The sequence below is a fragment of the Pantoea pleuroti genome (assembly GCF_014156615.1).
Lineage (GTDB): Bacteria > Pseudomonadota > Gammaproteobacteria > Enterobacterales > Enterobacteriaceae > Pantoea > Pantoea agglomerans.
On the sequence record NZ_SBFD01000010.1, the window covers coordinates 32907 to 50050 of the forward strand.

The window sequence follows — 17144 nt, forward strand, 5'->3', positions numbered from 1 at the left end:
GGGTGTTTTTTTATCTGCCGTCCGATCTGTTTACCCAGCTGATTTAACTGCCCTGAAACGCGCGACTTTCGCCCGATTGCCACACAGCGCCATGCTGCACCAGCGGCGGCGATGCGCTTTGGTGCGATCGTAAAACCACAGTGTACAGGCGGGATGTTCACAGCCACGGACTCTGCTGAAGTCCTCCTGCGCCAGCAACATCGCAGCCTGTTCCGCAACCTGTCCCAGCCGCTGCATCACGCTCTGGCCCGCATAAACCCGCCTTATTTTTAAGGCGCCCGGCTCCCCGGTTATTTGTAGATGGCTGGTCGCTTCATCCAGCCAGGCGTTCAGCGCCTGAATATCAACGCCCTCTCCCGCTTTGTGCTGCTGCACGTTGTCACGAATGATCTGACGTAAGTGACGCGCTGCTTCCAACAGCGCACCCGGTTCATGCTGCGGAGCCGGGGCATCTGGTGCCAGTCCGGCCTGCTGTAGCCAGGCTTCAACATCCTGATCGGTTTGCCAGAAGTCGTGCGGCTGGCCCTCCACGATGGCCAGGGTATTGATGAAATCCAGCGCCGGATGATCGGCCAGAAACCACGGCCCCTGGGCGGGGTGTGATTGCGCTTCCGCCATGATATTGCCTCCCTTGTTAACTCTGCTAATACCACTGTAACCGACAGAAGACTATTTGAGTAGTTACACCGCACTTATTGTAACCATAAAAAATTGATTTGACAGGTTACACCTTGGCTGCATAATGACCCTGAGTAACCATATAAATACCATTTAACCAGTTACAGGAGTTCAGCATGCGTGATCAATCCATTTCGTACCGTTACCAGCAGGCCGATGGAGTCAATATTTTCTATCGCGAAGCAGGCGATCCTTCCCTGCCGGTACTGCTGCTGTTGCATGGCTTTCCCACCTCTTCACATCAGTTCCGCAATCTGATCCCGCTTCTGGCCGATAAATTTCATCTCATCGCACCCGATATGCCGGGCTTTGGCTTCACTGAAGTGCCTGCTGAGCGCAACTATTCCTGGACCTTCGATGCGCTTGGCCAGACGCTGACCGCCTTTGTCGATGCACTGGGACTGGAACGGTATGCGATGTATGTTTTCGACTATGGCGCACCTGCCGGTCTGCGACTGGCGCTGGCTTACCCCGATCGCGTCAGCGGACTGATATCACAAAACGGTAACGCCTATCTGGAGGGATTAGGAGAGGCCTGGGCGCCGGTCCGCGCCTACTGGGACGATCCCAGCGAAGCAAATGGTCAGGTGATCCGTGACGCCATCCTGACGCTGGAAGGGGTGAAATGGCAGTATCTGCATGGGGTGCGCGATCCGCAGCAGATCGCCCCGGAAACCTATACCCTGGATACCCTGCTGATGGAGCGCCCCGGTAACAAAGATATTCAGCAGGCCCTGTTTCTGGATTACGCCAGTAATCTGAAACGTTATCCGGAATTTCAGGCATTCTTTCGGCAGCAGCAGGTGCCAACGCTGGTGATCTGGGGCAGGCACGATCCGTTCTTTATACCACCGGGCGCCGTGGCCTGGCAGCGCGATAATCCACAGGCAGTGGTCGAGATACTGGATAGCGGCCACTTCGCGCTGGAGACCCACACCCATCACATTGCGTCGCACATCCGCGAGATGTTCAGTGGCGACTGACCCGCTGCGCGCGGAGGCAGGCTATTCAGCGCTGCCTCTGCCAACGTGCAGGTCATTCATTGCTAAAGCGGCCGACGGTACTGGCCGCGCCCAGCGCATGGCCTTTCAGCTGTGCCACCAGCTCTGCCTGGGTTAACCCCGCTTTCAACTGACCCACCGGCAAATCGGTGGCGATCAGCACAAAGTTATAGTGATGCAGACCACTGCCTGCAGGCGGGCATGGGCCATAATAGTGCAGCGTCCCTGGGGTATTTTTTCCGCCGGTGTAGTCCTTGCCCTTTGTCAGCGCCCCCTGCGCAAATGACGAGCGGCTGGCGGGAATGTTATAGGCCACCATGTGGGTAACGCCGAGCCCTTTGGCCCCGACCGGATCGGTCATCAGAAGGGCCAGACTGCGGGTGCCAGCCGGAATTGCAGACCAGTTCAATTCGGGAGAGATATTCTCACCGGTACAGGAAGGATTACTTTTATTGGCACCGGCAAACTTTTTATCCAGTAGCGCATTATCGCTGAAGTCCTGTGATTGCAGCGTAAATACCGACGCCGCCAGCGTGGTCATTGGCAAAACGGCCAGCACCGTCGCGCAGAGTAATTTTTTCACCAGCTACTCCTTATCAGATTAATCAAGAGATTATGTTCCGGATGGATTGCGTCACTGCCTGATTACTATAACGGCTTTAACGCGATTGATCCGACTGACCACCAGTTCAGGGGTAAGGAAACGGCAAATCTATGATCTCCGTCGCGCTGGCTGATAAAGCTGACGCGTTGCCCTGTGACGCATTACCCGATATAAGTTAACGCCTCTGGCTGAAGTTACGCCTGAATCATTGTCACTGTCACCGATAAGTGGACACTATGCAGATTGAAGATCTCCGGATTTACGTTGCGGTAATGCATGCTGGTAACTTTACTGCAGCAGCTGAGCATCTGATGCTATCGAAACAGTATGTCAGCCGCCGCATGGCTGCGCTGGAGGCATCATTGGGGGTACGACTGCTGATCCGTAACACCCGTAAGCTGTCTGTAACGGATGCAGGTTTACTGTTCGCGCAACATGCTCAGCGCATTCTGGATGAGATTCAGGAAGCGCAACTGGCGGTGTCAGAGCAGCAGCAGGCGCTGCGCGGCACCTTCCGAATCAATCTGCCGATGTCCTTTGGCATGAGCCACCTCTCCCCCCTGATTGCCGAATTTCTGAGCCACCATCCATCATTGCAGTTTCATATTGAGCTGGCTGACCGCTATGCCGATGTGATTGGCGAAGGCGTTGATATGGCGATTCGCATCGGTACGCTGGCGGATTCCACGCTGATTGCCCGTCCGCTCGGCGAGCTGAAGCGGGTTATATGCTGCAGCCCCCGCTATCTGGAACGGGCTGGCACGCCGCAGCAGCCAGAAGCCTTGCTGCAACACGCCTGTCTTCGCTACGGACGTGAAGGTCAGAATGGCTGGGAACTGCAGGTCAATGGTAAACCGAAGTGGCTGGCGGTTCAGGGACCGATGGTGAGTAACAATGGCGAGGTCCTGCGTGATGCCGCACTGGCAGGATTAGGACTGGTATTGTTACCCGCCTTTATCGTTGAGACAGCCCTGCAACGCCGTGAGCTGGTGACCGTGCTGGACGACTATCTGCCGCCCCCGCTCTCCCTGAATGCGGTTTACCCGCAGCACCGTCAGCGCAGCGAAGTAAACCGCCAGTTACTGGCCTTTCTCCAGGCGCGTTTAGCGTCGTGACAGCACTAAAGTTTTTTTAATGCCGCAAAGACTCTGGCGACAGCGACGGCACCCGGATCAGACACGCCGTTGAGGTTAGCACTGTTAAGATAAGATGATCGGCCCGCTTTTGCTTTCCCCATGCTGGCGGTTGCATCACTGCCCTGCTGTGCCGCATCAGCCGCCTCTGCCAGCGATTTACCCGCCACCAGCGCCTCGATTGCGGGTTGCAGCGCATCAATCAGCGTACGATCTCCTGGTTGTGCCCCGCCATACTGCTTCATCTTCTCAAGACCCTGCTGCAGGGCCGCGGGCAGCGCATCCCCCTCGGCCAGCTGCTGCGCAGCAGCGGTGAAAAAGATCGCCATCAGTACGCCGCTGGAGCCGCCCATCACGGTCGCCAGTCGCTCACCCGTCACCGCGAGCAGATCGGGCAAGGCATTTAACGGCAGCTGATTATCTGCACATTCGCGCTGGATCTGACGTGCGCCAGCAGCAAAGGTCGAACCGGTATCGCCATCACCGACCTGCGCATCCAGTTTGTTCAGCTCGCTTTCGCTGGCGATCAGCGTTTCACAGATGCTGTTAACAAACGCAGCGACGGTCGGGTTATCTGAGGGTTGCGCCGGATGCGCTGTTGCCTCTTTTGTCGCATTAACCGGCTGCAGCGGTGCGATTTTAACCGCCTGAACCCAGCCGGTGACCTCAACCGGCGCGCAGATCGCCTCCTCGAACAACGGCGTCAGCGTCATGGCGGTGACGGAAAAGCCCTTCATGTCCAGCGCGGTCATCAGCGGAGCCGGGCCAATCAGATAATCACTGCCACGGCTTAGCGGCGACTCAATCAGATCCCGCGTGACCAGACTCATCTCCAGCGCGGACATGCCGCCAAGATTATTGACTAACAGCGCACGTGGCTGATCGTTGCCCGGCATCACTTTCTCCAGCAGATGCTGCACAATCTGCTGACTGTTTTGCGTCTGCATGACGTCAACGCCCGGTTCGCCGTGAATCCCCAGCCCCATTTCAACGCTGCCGTCTGGCACCCGCTGGCCGGTCTGTTCATCCGGCAGATGGCAGCTTGAAAGCGCAACGCCCATGGTGGCGATAGCACGACTGGCTGCCTCTGCTGCTTCGGTCACCGCCGCCAGGTCATCACCCCGCTCTGCAACGAAGCCCGCCACTTTATGCACCAGCAACGTGCCCGCTACGCCGCGTGGCTGAGGGTTATCGGGCAACGCAACATCATCACCGACAATCACCATATTGACGCTGAATCCCGCTTTGCGCGCTTTTTCTGCCGCCAGACCGAAGTTGAGGCGATCTCCGGTGTAGTTTTTCACAATCAGCAGACATCCCGCCTCACCGGTAATATTGATGATGGCGTTGTACACCGCGTCAACGCTGGGAGAAGCAAAAACATCGCCACAGACGGCAGCCGTCAGCATCCCTTTGCCGATAAAACCGACATGGGCCGGTTCATGGCCTGAACCGCCACCGGAAATCAGCGCGACCTGCTGTTTTTGCCAGTCATTACGCATCACGATGCGAATGCGCGGATCGACCTGCAACCGGACCAGATTGCGCCACGGGCTGGCGTAAATCATGCCATCTAACGCGCTGTCGACGAGATCATCCTTTTTATTCATTACGAATCGGGTCATGTCTTCTTTCCTCATAGGCATGCGGATTTGCTGATGACCCAGTGTTACATACCTCTGACGACAGTGAGAAATCCATCAACAGGTCTGTAGCCTGATTTCAGACATACCGCACGAAAACCAGCGGGCACAGGTACAGTGACTTTTACTAATTGATTGATTTTTATCAAATGTCTTTACCTGAAAGTGAGAGGTTCTGCGCAGAACATGAACCGGGGATCACGGATGGTAAAAATTCATTTGTTAACAGAGGATGTTTTAATGACCCAACGTATGATTCTCAATGAAACCGCCTGGTTTGGTGCTGGTGCTTTGCGCCATTTGCCGGAAGAGGTACAACGTCGCGGGATGCGAAAAGCACTGATCGTCACTGACAAAGCGCTGGTCGCGGCGGGTGCGCTGAAGCGGGTGACCGATCTGCTGGCGCAACATCAGCTTGACTGGGCGGTTTATGATGAGGTGGTGCCGAATCCTACCATTCGGGTTGTGCAGCAGGGTGTTGCGGTGTTCAGAGAGTCAGGTGCCGACTACCTGATCGCCATTGGCGGTGGCTCACCACAGGATACCAGCAAGGCGATCGGCATTATTATTAATAATCCTGAGTTTGAAGATGTCCGCAGTCTGGAAGGCGTCAGCCCCACCCGCCATCCGTGCGTGCCGATCATCGCCATCCCGACCACGGCAGGCACCGCCGCAGAAGTGACGATTAATTACGTCATTACCGATGAAGAGAATCGCCGTAAGTTTGTCTGTGTCGATCCCCATGACATTCCGAAAGTGGCGATCATTGATGCGGAGATGATGGCGAGCATGCCAGCGTCGCTGAAGGCTGCGACCGGTATTGATGCCCTTACTCATGCCATTGAAGGCTACATCACACGCGGAGCCTGGACCCTGACCGATATGCTGCACCTCAAAGCCATTGAGATTATCAGACAGTCACTACGCGAATCGGTGGCAGGAAATATTGAGGCGGTTGAGCAGATGGCGCTGGGACAATATGTGGCCGGTATGGGTTTCTCTAATGTCGGCCTTGGTCTGGTGCATGGCATGGCACACCCGCTGGGCGCCTTTTACAATGTCCCGCACGGCGTAGCCAATGCCATTTTGCTGCCGCAGGTGATGGCGTGGAATGCCTCAAGCACTGGCGAAAAATATCGCGACATTGCCCGCGCAATGGGTGTGAAACAGGTCGAGTCATTATCGCTGGATCAGGCGCGGGAAGCGGCGGTCGCCGCGGTGCGTCAGCTCTGTCGCGATGTGGGTATTCCCCGCTCGCTGCGTGAAGTAGGCTTAAAAGAGGCGGATATTCCTGCACTGGCACAGGCCGCGCTGGATGATGTCTGTACCGGCGGCAACCCACGTACGCCGGACCTGGAGGACGTGATAGCGTTATACCGCCAGAGTTAAAGCGCATACCCTTTAGTGATGCAGTGCCGATAACAGGCCCGTCCACGCTGGCGGGCTTTTTTTAACGTCATGGCAACGCTTAATCAGGGAGCATTCGCCAGAGGTTGTTGAGTCTGGCTGACGGCATCAGCCAAGGTTTTAGCCGTGTTTTCCTCGCCTGGTTTCAGCCTGAAATCGCCCGCTGCTACGCTGAAGTTCAGCGAGCGAACCAACTGCCCTTACCCATGATTTCTTTAGATGCTAAACCCTGATTCACTTGATCTGGATCACAAAAATCCGCATCATGCGCAGCGAAAACCTTAATGCCGCTGCGGAGATATCAATGACACTGTACCAGGGTATGCTAATTTTCTATGCCGTTGTTGCATTGATCGCTACGCTGATCACGTTCTTCATCGCCAAAGATAAGCTGAGCATCAAACTGCTGAGCGCCTTTCTGGTGGGTGCCACCTGGCCGATGAGTTTTCCTGTCGCGCTGATGTTTGCTCTGTTTTAATTGACATTATCCCCTTAGATACCACACTCAGGTAAGACGTCCCTGACCTGCAAACCGCCGATCACCGACGTGGCCTTGTTCATGACGGTTAATAAGGAGCGGATATGCGCGTTATCAGTGTGATAATTCTGTTTTCTCTTCTCAGTGCCTGTAGTGCCCCGTGGCACGCTGAAAAACCGGTTCCGGCGGCCGAAACCCGCCAGCAGACCTTCCAGCCAGGCTCCAATCCCAGCCAGAACGACTGCGGTCATTTCCCTGAACCTGAATTCCATTGATCCTGTCACAAGGCGATCGCTGCTGCGAGATCTCAATTGCGCTATTTCATCGCATAACAAGGCTTTACACGCTGCTAACCGGTCAGTAAAGTAGCGCCCAGACATCAATTCTGATGCGTAAGCGTTAACGTCAACCAACGCCCCCGCAGCACTGCTGCATGTGATGATCCCTGCCATGATGCCTGTACAACACCCAGCTAAACCTCTCGCTGAGTATTCCAGCGCCACATTTTTTTTGTTCGTCCTGCTGCTGACCGCGGCTAATCTTCGTGCGCCCATTACTGTCATCGGCCCGGTACTGCAGGATATCCGCCAGACCTTTGGCCTGAGTGTCGGTGAAGCGGGCCTGTTTAACTTTATTCCACTGATGCTGTTTGCCCTGCTCGCCCCACTGGCCGCCTGGCTGGGAAATCGCGTCGGGCTTGAGCGCAGTTTATGGGGCGCGCTATGCCTGATCACTGCCGGTTCGCTGTTGCGCTGGCAGCCTGCTGAAGCGGCATTGTGGAGCGGAACGCTGCTGCTCAGCGCAGGTATTGCCGCCGCCAACGTGCTGCTGCCGCCACTGATTAAACGCGATTTCACCGCCCACACCGCTAAATATATTGGCCTTTATGCCGCCACCATGTCGATTACTGCCAGCCTGGCATCAGGCATTGCCGTTCCGCTGAGCCAGCTTTCAGCGGCAGGCTGGCGACTCTCGCTGTTTGTCTGGGCGCTACCCGGGCTGGTTGCGCTGCTCGCCTGGCTGCCGCTGTTACGTCACCGACGGTCAACCGCAGCGCCCGCAGATGCGCCCGTTGCATATCGCCATCCGTGGCGAACGGCAGGCGGCTGGCAAATTGCACTGTTTATGGCGCTGCAATCGCTGGCGTTTTATACCCTGATTGACTGGTTTACGCTGTTTGCCCAGGATAACGGCTTCAGTCAGGCCCACGCAGGCTGGCTGCTGTTCTGGTATCAGGCAATTGCGATCGTCGCTAACCTGGGCTGCATGGTGGCGCTGAAGCGGGTAAAAGATGCCCGGCTTACCGCGTTCATTGCTTCATCAGGCATTTTCCTCGGCATGCTGGGCTTATTGCTCAATCCGCAGTGGGCCGTCATCTGGCTGACTCTGGCCGGGCTGGGTGCAGGCGCATCACTGGTGCTCTGCCTCTCACTGTTTAATCTGCGAGCCACTCATCACCGTCAGGCGTCACAGCTGTCGGGCATGGCACAGTGTGTCGGATATGCGCTGGCGGCACTCGGCCCGCTGTTCTTTGGTGTGCTCCATGAGCAGAGCGGTAACTGGACGCTGCCCTTTAGCGTGCTGGCAATGCTGAGCCTGTTACAGATGTTGCTGGCTCCGCTGGCAGCGCAGTCAAAAACCATTAGCTGAATATGCGGCGGAGCCGTTAACAATAAATGACTCGCCGATCACGGATACTTAGCATCACGGGTCAGCGGGAATCGACGGGAGAATGTGCGTGTCTGAACTGAATAATGCTCTGCTGCAGGAGATCCTGGATCAGGTACGTCCACTGATCCATCAGGGAAAGGTGGCTGACTATATCCCTGCGCTGGCGGATGTGGCTGCCGATAATCTGGCGATTGCAGTTTGCCTGCGTGACGGCACCCTTTTTCAGGCGGGCGATGCTGAGACGCGCTTTTCGATTCAGTCGATCTCCAAGGCGCTCTCTCTGACCGTAGCACTGACCCGCTATGAAGACAGCGAAATATGGCAGCGGGTCGGCAAAGAGCCTTCTGGCCAGCCATTTAATTCACTGGTTCAGCTGGAGCTGGAACAGGGCAAGCCGCGTAATCCGTTTATTAATGCCGGTGCGCTGGTGATCTGCGATCTGCTGGAAACCCGACTGACCGCCCCGCGTCAGCGAATGCTGGAAATTGTGCGCCAGCTGAGTCAGCAGTCCGATATCAATTATGATCGCCACGTTGCCCGCTCCGAGTTTGAACATTCGGCCCGCAATGCAGCCATCGCCTGGCTGATGAAGTCGTTTGGTAATTTCGATAACGATGTCACCGGCGTGATGCAGACCTATTTCCACTACTGCTCGCTGTCGATGAACTGCGTTGAGCTGGCCCGCACGTTTATCTATCTGGCGAATCAGGGCAAAACGCTGGACGGTAGCCAGATGATTACACCACGTCAGGCGCGGCAGATTAACGCACTGATGATCACCAGCGGGATGTACGACGGCGCAGGCGAATTCGCGTGGCGGGTCGGGATGCCGGCTAAATCGGGCGTAGGTGGCGGGATTATTGCCATTATCCCTGGTGAGATGAGCATTGCCGTCTGGTCGCCTGGGCTGGATAGCGCGGGTAATTCGCTAGCGGGTACCGCAGTGCTGGAATTGCTGACTGAGAAGCTGGGGCGATCGATATTCTGAGGCTGAGCGCGCAAGTCACAGGCTCGCCGTGATGAAATGCGGCGGGATTCCCTTGATTTCGGGAGGCTGATTTTGCATTTTCCGTGTAGTGTGCTGGCAATTTGAGTCGTCAGCGATAATCAGAACTCAAAAAATTTATTAGTGCGAAATCTGCGCCAGGTCCTCTTCATTCAGACCAGTCATCTGCATAACGGTATTGCGATCCATGCCACTCTTCAGCATGGTGTGGGCAATTCTGAGGCTTGCTCCACGACTACCTTCAGTCCGTCCCTGTTCAATACCTTTCTCAAGCCCTATCTGCTCAAGCTGTTGTGCAATAGTCATAAGTACATCCTCATGTTGTGGCACACGCAATGCCAGCTCCCGTACAAAGGCTTTGGCGTCCGATGTTTCGCCCGCCTGTACGATGTAGTGTACCAGCGTTATCACCTGTGATGAAGAGTGATAGCCAGCCTGCAAAATGGTTACCAGCCTGTCCATCATTTCAGCCAGATCACGCTGCCGGATATGCTTCTGCAAAAGGGTCAGAGCCGCCATGCTGCGGTGTTGCATGATCTCATCGTCAGGGATCAGCGTGACATCGACCAGCGGAAAACTGCGGCTGTATAGCCTGTACGCCAGCGCCGGGTCATCGAACTCATCCAGCCACCGGGTCGAATAGGGATAGGGAGTGCGTTTGCCAGTGTAAAACAGGACGGGAATCACCAGCGCGGCAAACGCTTATGCCCTGCTTCAAGATGGCGCTGCATGGCAGCCACTGCATAGCGCATCAGCCGAAATGCCATATGTTTGTCTGGTACAGATTGATGCTCAATGAGTACATGGATATATCCATCGCCAGCGGTTGTTTTAAGACTGTAAAGCACGTCGCTAAAGTACTGCCGAAGGTCATCCTCGACAAATGACCCCGACTCCAGCTTCAGCGTGCTGAGATCACAGCGTACGCGCAGCTCTGGCGGCAAATGCAGCTCCATGAAATCCCGGGCAATATCCGGCTGAGTCAGAAATTGCCGGAATGTGGCATCATGGGGCACAGGCGTGCTGTTCTTCTTTTTCACTGGCCAGAATCCTTTCTGTTCCTGAAGTGCTTACAACGGATGATTCAGCCAGTTAAAGGCGCTAATTCCTGTAGCGCACGAACGTTTAAAGGCCTGATGGAAAAAATGAAATTAATACCCTGATGACTAAACCGCGTAAAACGCTTTACCTGAATTCTACGAGGTTGCTCTGAATATCAACCCATGTTGGGCATTAAAAACTATGCCACCTGACTCAGTTCACCACATTAACTGGCTCGCCCTGAATAAAGGCCGCGATATTGGCCATCACACCAGCCACCAGATTCTCCACGCCGCTGCGACTTGCCCAGGCGATGTGCGGTGTCAGCAGCAGAGTTGGCAGATCCGCCAGCAGCGGATTATCCGGAGCGGGCGGTTCGCTGCTCAGCACATCCAGCGCCGCACCACCAATCTGCCCCTGCTTTAAGGCGGCAGCAAGATCGGCCTCGTTAATCAGTCCGCCACGTGCCGTGTTTATCAGCAGCGCCTGTGGTTTCATTTTATCCAGCGCCTCGCGATCAATCATCTGGCGGGTGATGTCACTCAGCGGGCAGTGCAGCGAAATGATATCGCTGGTCGCCAGCATCTGCTCAAAGCTGACATAACCGTCACGCACCCTTTCACTGCCTTTTCGCTCGGCGTACTGCACCTGCATTCCCAGCGCCTGGGCCAACCTTCCGACCGCCTGGCCGATGTCGCCTTTGCCCACGATGCCCAGCGTGGCTCCGCCAATATCCCCTATCGGCTGATGATGCACACAGAAGTGCTTAGCCTGGGGCCAGTCGATGCGGGTATTGCTGGCATAAGCCATCAGTTGACGGCGCAGGGCAAAAATCGCGGCTATCACCGCCTCTGAAACGCTTTGAGTCGAATAGCCTGGAACATTACTGACCACGATGCCGCGTGCGCGACAAGCATCAAGATCGATACAGTCATAGCCCGTCGCTGCGACACAGATAAAACGCAGTTCAGGCAGTTGTTGCAGTGTGTCTGCCCGCAACGGCACCTTATTGGTGATAGCGACCGTTGCGCCCGCCAGCGAAGACACAATGTCATCAGCCGGGGTCTGCGCGCGAATCTCCCAGTCAGCCGGCTGTTGACCGGTCGGCAGGGGTACCGGCAGCGTGCCACCATCCAGCATTAAAATTTTCATGTTTACTCCTTCATCGGGTTTGGTTAAACCGCAGGCGAATCATTAATGTTATTTGTATGTACGCTGCGAGTAACAAATAAGTTAAATGATGCTGAAATTAAAGTGAAAATGTTCAAAGAGTGCGAATTTTTTCGGAACAGATGCCACTTTATTTAACCCTTTTATCCCCTTCGCGTTACACTGCCGCCCTGAATTCTGACCTCATACGACCGTTGAAATCATGCCGGGATCTTCACTCAGACAACGACTCACCGCCGGTATTGCGATACTGGCCGTGCTGCTGTTGTTTGTTGCACCGATGATCTCAAAGAATCTCGCTGAGCATCATGCCAAGATGCAAGGCGCTTCGATCATGAGCGCAGAGATGCCGATGATAGATCATCACAGCGAGATGTCGATTGCGGACCACGGGATGATGATGGGCCCGGGCTTTGCCTGTGGCTACTGCGATCTGCTGGTGCATGTTCCGCTGATGCTCTGGGTTTTTATCCCGTTTATCTGGTGGATGTGCCTGATCAGCCGCGCCCCGCCGCCAGCGGCTATCAATCCACCCCAATGGCGACGGCTGTTGCGTCTTCATCGACCGCGCGCGCCACCCTTTATCGCGTCACACTCACTGCTTACTAATCCGATTGCGTGACAACGTCACCTGATCGTCTTTGTCTTTTGAAAAGTGTGGAATGCTATGTCCTCTTCTCAGGAAATGTCCCCTGCACCGCGCGGCACGGTGTTTAATCTCTTTCGCCGCCTGCATTTTTATATCGGCCTGTTTATTGCGCCGTTTATTTTTGTCGCGGCACTCACCGGCACGCTCTACGTTCTGACGCCGCAACTGGAACAGGCTATCTACCATGATGCCCTGACCACCGACGCCCAGGGTGAGGCCCAACCGTTGTCCGCCCAGATTGCCGCTGCGCGAGCCCGTGCCGGTGAATCAGCACGCATTTACGCTGTGCGTCCGGCACCCGGCCCGCAGGATACAACCCGAGTGCAGTTTGCCGTGCCACAGCTTGGCCCATCGGAATCACGATCGCTGTTTATTGATCCCTACACCCTGCAGGTGAAAGGCGATATGACGGTATATGGCACCAGCGGTGTGTTGCCGCTGCGCATGTGGCTGGATCAGCTGCATCGCGGCCTGTTGCTGGGTGATTTTGGCCGAAACTACAGTGAACTGGCAGCCTCCTGGCTGTGGGTCGCCGCGCTGGGTGGGATCGTCTTATGGTCCGGCACCCGGCCGCCGCGCACCCGCAGTAAAGGACGGAGCGGCTTCGCGGCAACCCGTCACTGGCATGTCACGCTGGGGCTGCTGCTGGCAATCGGTCTGGTGTTCTTTTCAGTAACCGGGCTGACCTGGTCACAGTGGGCGGGCAATAATATTGAAAAGATGCGCAGTGACTTTGGCTGGAAAACGCCGCAGGTTAATACCGCGCTAAACGGCAACGCGCCCGCTGAAGCCGCCGATCCCCATGCTGACCATCGCGGCGCAATGGAAGGGATGACGATGTCCGGAATGACCATGCCGGCCAAAACCGCCGCGCCTGTGATTCTCAATCAGCCGAATGCCAGCTGGGATCAGGCGCTGGCAGCGGCGCGTCAGGCCGGACTGCATGCAGCGAAACTGGAACTACGCCAGCCTAAGAACGCTGAACAGGCGTGGACGGTTTCGGAGATTGACCGCAGCTGGCCAAGCCAGGTCGATGCGGTTTCAATTAATCCGACTGATTTTAGCGTGGTCGACCGCGTTGAGTTTGCCAGCTTCCCGCTGGTGGCGAAACTGACCCGCTGGGGCGTGGATGCGCATATGGGCGTGCTGTTTGGCCTGCCTAATCAGCTGATTCTGGCGCTGTCTGGCTTTGGACTCTGCACAATGATTGTGCTGGGCTACCGCATGTGGTGGATTCGTCGCCCGGCTGTTCCGCAGCTCAACCCCTCGCAGACGCTGTTATCCGCCTGGCTGGCGCTGCCCCGCTATGCGCAGGGCACCAGTCTGATAGTGATGCTGGCGCTGGGATATGCCCTGCCTGTTATGGGTATCAGCCTGCTGGCGCTGGTGCTGCTGGATATTCAGCGCTGGCGCAGCGCACAGCGCGCCGCAGTCGTCCGCGTGGATGTCGCCCCGGACAAGCAGTCGCCGCTGGCCATCGTCCAGTCGCGTTTTGCCGGGAAGCGCAAAGAGATGCGCTATTTTCTGCGCAGCGTGACGGTGCTGGCGCTGATTGTCATTACGGTGATGGCGAATGCGATGATTGGCGGAGTGATTGATCAGTATCAGATCCCCTTTAGTCACTGGTCGCTGACCATGTATATCACCCAGGCGATGATGATCCTGCTCTACTCCACGGTCTTTACCGGGCTGTTGTCGATTCCACTCTGGTATTTCTTCCTCGGTGAGAGCGACGAACAGGGCAAGTAAGCTGGCAAGACACCCTAAACTCTATTATTCAAAATAACTGACGAAGCCGGGCAAAACTCCCGGCTTCTCATTCTCCGCCTGAGGTCTATGATCGTTGTTATGAGTCACTTTATTTGAGAGCAAATCATGAACATTGTGCGAGCTAATCCTGAACAACTGTTTGAGTACGGTCCTTTTACCGTCCGTCGCCAGCGTCCTGGCGAGGCGTTAAGCCCGCTGGTCAGTGTTGATCTGATGTCGCTAAAACTCGATGCCCGGATTCCGATGCAGCAGCATCAGGATGAAGAAGTTTTCACCTACCTGTGGCGTGGTTCGATGCAGCATCAGGACAGTAATGGCGAACGTACCCAGCTCTCTGCTAAACGCGTGATGGTGGTGAATGCGGGTGATGGCGTTCAATACGAAGAGTCGGTGCCGTTGTATGAAGCGGAACTGTTACAGGCGGTAATCCGGCCTGCACAGCAGGGCGGTGAAGCGATGACCCAGGTGCTGGAGCGCGATCAGGGCATTATGACTAATGGCTGGACCGAACTGGCCGGGCCGGAAGAGTCTGATGCGCCGCTGGAACTGCGCCAGGAAGTCTACATCTTCGACACACTGCTGGAGCGCAACCATACGCTGGACGTGCCGTCGATGCCGGGCTTTGTCGCTTATCTCACCGTGCTTGAAGGGATTATTCGCGTCGGCGATCAGCGACTGGGTCGCGGTGATGCCGTCAGCGGGCTGGATTCCAGCATTGAGATCGTGGGCGATCGGGATGCCAATCTGGTCTGCTTCCTGGTAAAGCCCGATAATTTTGCATAACAAAGCGCGGGGGCTTTCCCGCGCTCAGGTCCTGCTTAATACAGATTAAAGCGCGCTACGTTGCTGCATCGCCTGAACCCGTTTATATGCATGATCGAACTGACGTACATCATCGCGAAGCCAGTGGCGTTGCGTCAGCGGTGCATCATCCAGCGCCTGCGGCAGCGGCACACCCGCCAGCGATCCCCGACAGCAAAAGGCGCGTGCCAGCGTTGGGGTGGCAATGCCGATATAACGGGCAAATTCAGGTAATGTCATCAATGCTGTACTCATTTCCCACCTCCTGTAAACACATTCTCCCCTGCATTTTCAGGCCAAATCCTGAATGCTTTTATTGATCTGAAACATAGATGTGGTACTAATCTTCTGCCTGCTAATGAAAGCGTTCACCGCGCCTGACGCAAACCGTGAAAGAAGTGAGGAACCCGTGCGCCATTATGGATTGATGATTGCCCTGCTGTTTTCCGGCTTTGCCACCGCCCACACCCTGACCCCCGGTCAGCCTGTACCACCTGTCTTCGTTGCCGATAAAGGCGAAATGGTGCTGAATCAGGGCGACATAAATTATCTGCGCTGGAACAGTCAGACCCTGACCGGAAAAGTGCGTCTGGTGATTCATGTGGCGGGTCGTCTTTCAGCGAAGGATCAGAGTGCACGATTAATCGAAGCCATTCAGCAGGCCAGCCTGCCGCGTGACCGTTTTCAGACCACCACCATCGTGAATACTGACGATGCGCTGCCTGGCAGTGCCATTTTTGTGGTGCGCAGCATCGCTTCCAGTAAAAAAGCGGCACCGTGGCAGCAATTCATAATCGACAGCAGTGGCGTAACCGCGCACAGCTGGCATCTTAAGCCGGAAAGCGCGTCCGTGGTGGTGATTGATCCGGCAGGCATTGTGCGCTTTGCTAAAGATGGCGCATTATCTGCGGAGGATGTCGCCAGCGTGATGAAACAGCTGCGCGCATTACTGGGTTAATTCACGCATAATGCCCGTCCGGCTATCGCCGCAAAACGCGGAAGGCTGCTGAATTCTCCGACATTTTTATTATCGTGAACTACTCTTAGTTGTAATGGATTAACCCGCCGTTCTTTGAAAACCTGCCAACTATGCTATGGCAGTCGGGGACGATTATTGAAGATGGCATCGAATCATTCGACCTGCTGTGACTTCCTCTATAGATAAGGACAGCCATGATGACGGTCTGTGCAGAACAACACGTCAATTTCATACACAGCGATGCAGCCAGCCTGTTGAACGACATTGAGCAACGGCTTGATCGGCTTTTACCGGTTGAAAGCGAACGTGACTTAGTGGGCGCTGCAATGCGCGACGGTGCGCTGGCACCAGGAAAGCGTATCCGTCCACTGCTGTTGTTGCTGGCAGCGCGCGATCTGGGCTGCAACGCCACGCCTGCCGGCCTGCTTGATCTCGCCTGCGCGGTAGAGATGGTGCATGCCGCATCACTGATTCTGGATGACATGCCCTGCATGGATGATGCGCAACTGCGTCGTGGACGTCCGACCATTCATTGCCAGTATGGTGAACATGTCGCGATTCTGGCCGCGGTGGCCCTGCTGAGTAAGGCATTCGGCGTGGTCGCTGCGGCAGAAGGCTTAACGGCAACCGCCAGAGCCGACGCTGTGGCAGAATTATCCCACGCAGTCGGCATGCAGGGGCTGGTGCAGGGGCAATTTAAGGATCTCTCCGAAGGTGACAAGCCACGCAGCGCTGACGCCATTCTGATGACCAATCACTATAAAACCAGCACGCTGTTCTGCGCCTCCATGCAGATGGCCTCTATCGTGGCTGAAGCCTCAGGTGAAGCCCGCGAACAGCTGCACCGTTTTTCGCTTAATCTTGGTCAGGCTTTCCAGCTACTGGACGATCTCACTGACGGCATGGCCGACACCGGTAAAGATGCCCATCAGGATGACGGGAAATCAACGCTGGTGAATCTGCTGGGACCACAGGCGGTTGAAACGCGACTGCGCGATCATCTGCGCTGCGCCAGCGAGCATCTGTTATCGGCCTGCCAGGACGGTTATGCCACACACCATTTTGTTCAGGCCTGGTTTGAGAAAAAACTCGCTGCCGTCAGTTAAGGATGCT

General features: G+C 55.8%; 17 protein-coding genes and 1 pseudogene. 12 read left to right on the top strand and 6 right to left on the bottom strand.

Annotated features, from left to right (window positions below):
• Positions 1–30: 30 nt before the first annotated feature.
• Positions 31–618 (bottom strand): CGNR zinc finger domain-containing protein, encoded by a 588-nt coding sequence (locus EPG66_RS18990; protein WP_182687784.1) that lies wholly within the window; start codon positions 616–618, stop codon positions 31–33.
• Between the two features lie 176 nt (positions 619–794).
• On the opposite strand from EPG66_RS18990, the gene EPG66_RS18995 reads away from it, so the two are divergent.
• Positions 795–1661, top strand: coding sequence for an alpha/beta fold hydrolase (locus tag EPG66_RS18995; RefSeq protein ID WP_182687786.1), 867 nt, complete (start codon positions 795–797; stop codon positions 1659–1661).
• A 52-nt stretch (positions 1662–1713) separates the two neighbouring features.
• Here EPG66_RS18995 and EPG66_RS19000 read toward each other — a convergent pair whose 3' ends face one another.
• Positions 1714–2262 carry a YbhB/YbcL family Raf kinase inhibitor-like protein gene (locus EPG66_RS19000; RefSeq protein WP_010247409.1) on the bottom strand — a complete coding sequence of 183 codons (549 nt, stop codon included), beginning with the start codon at positions 2260–2262 and terminating at the stop codon, positions 1714–1716.
• A 257-nt stretch (positions 2263–2519) separates the two neighbouring features.
• Between EPG66_RS19000 and EPG66_RS19005 the strand changes: the two genes are divergently transcribed.
• Entirely contained in the window at positions 2520–3398 is an 879-nt protein-coding gene (locus EPG66_RS19005) for a LysR family transcriptional regulator (RefSeq protein ID WP_039388964.1), read from the top strand.
• A 5-nt stretch (positions 3399–3403) separates the two neighbouring features.
• Here EPG66_RS19005 and EPG66_RS19010 read toward each other — a convergent pair whose 3' ends face one another.
• Positions 3404–5041 carry a dihydroxyacetone kinase subunit DhaK gene (locus EPG66_RS19010; protein ID WP_039388962.1) on the bottom strand — a complete coding sequence of 546 codons (1638 nt, stop codon included), beginning with the start codon at positions 5039–5041 and terminating at the stop codon, positions 3404–3406.
• 258 nt (positions 5042–5299) lie between these two features.
• Here EPG66_RS19010 and fucO point away from each other — a divergent pair, with 258 nt between their 5' ends.
• The 5 genes from fucO to glsB all read left to right on the top strand — a co-directional run bounded on the left by fucO (position 5300) and on the right by glsB (position 9603).
• The gene (gene fucO, locus EPG66_RS19015) at positions 5300–6448 is read left to right on the top strand and encodes a lactaldehyde reductase (RefSeq protein ID WP_182687788.1); all 1149 of its coding nucleotides are present in this window, start codon (positions 5300–5302) and stop codon (positions 6446–6448) included.
• Positions 6449–6770: 322 nt separating this feature from the next.
• Positions 6771–6944, top strand: a complete 174-nt coding sequence (locus EPG66_RS19020) for a GhoT/OrtT family toxin (RefSeq protein ID WP_010247416.1) — start codon at positions 6771–6773, stop codon at positions 6942–6944.
• A 104-nt stretch (positions 6945–7048) separates the two neighbouring features.
• Positions 7049–7219 (top strand): YdgH/BhsA/McbA family protein, encoded by a 171-nt coding sequence (locus EPG66_RS19025; RefSeq protein WP_182687791.1) that lies wholly within the window; start codon positions 7049–7051, stop codon positions 7217–7219.
• Between the two features lie 175 nt (positions 7220–7394).
• Positions 7395–8594 (top strand): CynX/NimT family MFS transporter, encoded by a 1200-nt coding sequence (locus EPG66_RS19030; RefSeq protein ID WP_182687793.1) that lies wholly within the window; start codon positions 7395–7397, stop codon positions 8592–8594.
• 82 nt (positions 8595–8676) lie between these two features.
• A complete protein-coding gene (gene glsB / locus EPG66_RS19035) occupies positions 8677–9603 on the top strand; it encodes a glutaminase B (RefSeq protein WP_039387742.1) in 927 nt (308 codons plus the stop codon).
• A 138-nt stretch (positions 9604–9741) separates the two neighbouring features.
• Here glsB and EPG66_RS19040 read toward each other — a convergent pair.
• Positions 9742–10661: pseudogene (locus tag EPG66_RS19040) on the bottom strand (Rpn family recombination-promoting nuclease/putative transposase).
• 214 nt (positions 10662–10875) lie between these two features.
• The gene (locus EPG66_RS19045) at positions 10876–11814 is read right to left on the bottom strand and encodes a D-2-hydroxyacid dehydrogenase (RefSeq protein WP_182687795.1); all 939 of its coding nucleotides are present in this window, start codon (positions 11812–11814) and stop codon (positions 10876–10878) included.
• Between the two features lie 220 nt (positions 11815–12034).
• Between EPG66_RS19045 and EPG66_RS19050 the strand changes: the two genes are divergently transcribed.
• The 3 genes from EPG66_RS19050 to EPG66_RS19060 all read left to right on the top strand — a co-directional run bounded on the left by EPG66_RS19050 (position 12035) and on the right by EPG66_RS19060 (position 15034).
• Entirely contained in the window at positions 12035–12454 is a 420-nt protein-coding gene (locus tag EPG66_RS19050) for a DUF2946 domain-containing protein (protein ID WP_182687797.1), read from the top strand.
• 45 nt (positions 12455–12499) lie between these two features.
• Complete coding sequence (locus EPG66_RS19055) at positions 12500–14230, top strand: DUF2534 family protein (RefSeq protein WP_182687799.1); 1731 nt, start codon at positions 12500–12502, stop codon at positions 14228–14230.
• A 126-nt stretch (positions 14231–14356) separates the two neighbouring features.
• A complete protein-coding gene (locus EPG66_RS19060; RefSeq protein ID WP_031593374.1) occupies positions 14357–15034 on the top strand; it encodes a pirin family protein in 678 nt (225 codons plus the stop codon).
• A gap of 45 nt (positions 15035–15079) precedes the next feature.
• Here the strand turns inward: EPG66_RS19060 and EPG66_RS19065 are convergent, their stop codons facing one another.
• Positions 15080–15307 carry a hypothetical protein gene (locus EPG66_RS19065; RefSeq protein WP_069026662.1) on the bottom strand — a complete coding sequence of 76 codons (228 nt, stop codon included), beginning with the start codon at positions 15305–15307 and terminating at the stop codon, positions 15080–15082.
• 172 nt (positions 15308–15479) lie between these two features.
• Here EPG66_RS19065 and EPG66_RS19070 point away from each other — a divergent pair, with 172 nt between their 5' ends.
• Complete coding sequence (locus EPG66_RS19070; RefSeq protein WP_069026661.1) at positions 15480–16010, top strand: YtfJ family protein; 531 nt, start codon at positions 15480–15482, stop codon at positions 16008–16010.
• Between the two features lie 218 nt (positions 16011–16228).
• Positions 16229–17137, top strand: coding sequence for a polyprenyl synthetase family protein (locus EPG66_RS19075; RefSeq protein WP_031593376.1), 909 nt, complete (start codon positions 16229–16231; stop codon positions 17135–17137).
• Positions 17138–17144: the final 7 nt, after the last annotated feature.

What these genes read in the sequence shown, in the direction of transcription:
- EPG66_RS19075 (WP_031593376.1), top strand. Translation starts at nt 16,229, where the DNA reads ATGACGGTCTGTGCAGAACAACACGTCAATTTCATACACAGCGATGCA.
- EPG66_RS19070 (WP_069026661.1), top strand. Translation starts at nt 15,480, where the DNA reads ATGATTGCCCTGCTGTTTTCCGGCTTTGCCACCGCCCACACCCTGACC.
- EPG66_RS19020 (WP_010247416.1), top strand. Translation starts at nt 6,771, where the DNA reads ATGACACTGTACCAGGGTATGCTAATTTTCTATGCCGTTGTTGCATTG.
- EPG66_RS19030 (WP_182687793.1), top strand. Translation starts at nt 7,395, where the DNA reads ATGATGCCTGTACAACACCCAGCTAAACCTCTCGCTGAGTATTCCAGC.
- EPG66_RS19005 (WP_039388964.1), top strand. Translation starts at nt 2,520, where the DNA reads ATGCAGATTGAAGATCTCCGGATTTACGTTGCGGTAATGCATGCTGGT.
- EPG66_RS19060 (WP_031593374.1), top strand. Translation starts at nt 14,357, where the DNA reads ATGAACATTGTGCGAGCTAATCCTGAACAACTGTTTGAGTACGGTCCT.
- EPG66_RS19050 (WP_182687797.1), top strand. Translation starts at nt 12,035, where the DNA reads ATGCCGGGATCTTCACTCAGACAACGACTCACCGCCGGTATTGCGATA.
- glsB (WP_039387742.1), top strand. Translation starts at nt 8,677, where the DNA reads ATGTGCGTGTCTGAACTGAATAATGCTCTGCTGCAGGAGATCCTGGAT.
- EPG66_RS18995 (WP_182687786.1), top strand. Translation starts at nt 795, where the DNA reads ATGCGTGATCAATCCATTTCGTACCGTTACCAGCAGGCCGATGGAGTC.
- EPG66_RS18990 (WP_182687784.1), bottom strand. Translation starts at nt 618, where the DNA reads ATGGCGGAAGCGCAATCACACCCCGCCCAGGGGCCGTGGTTTCTGGCC.
- EPG66_RS19055 (WP_182687799.1), top strand. Translation starts at nt 12,500, where the DNA reads ATGTCCTCTTCTCAGGAAATGTCCCCTGCACCGCGCGGCACGGTGTTT.
- EPG66_RS19065 (WP_069026662.1), bottom strand. Translation starts at nt 15,307, where the DNA reads ATGAGTACAGCATTGATGACATTACCTGAATTTGCCCGTTATATCGGC.
- EPG66_RS19010 (WP_039388962.1), bottom strand. Translation starts at nt 5,041, where the DNA reads ATGACCCGATTCGTAATGAATAAAAAGGATGATCTCGTCGACAGCGCG.
- fucO (WP_182687788.1), top strand. Translation starts at nt 5,300, where the DNA reads ATGACCCAACGTATGATTCTCAATGAAACCGCCTGGTTTGGTGCTGGT.
- EPG66_RS19045 (WP_182687795.1), bottom strand. Translation starts at nt 11,814, where the DNA reads ATGAAAATTTTAATGCTGGATGGTGGCACGCTGCCGGTACCCCTGCCG.
- EPG66_RS19025 (WP_182687791.1), top strand. Translation starts at nt 7,049, where the DNA reads ATGCGCGTTATCAGTGTGATAATTCTGTTTTCTCTTCTCAGTGCCTGT.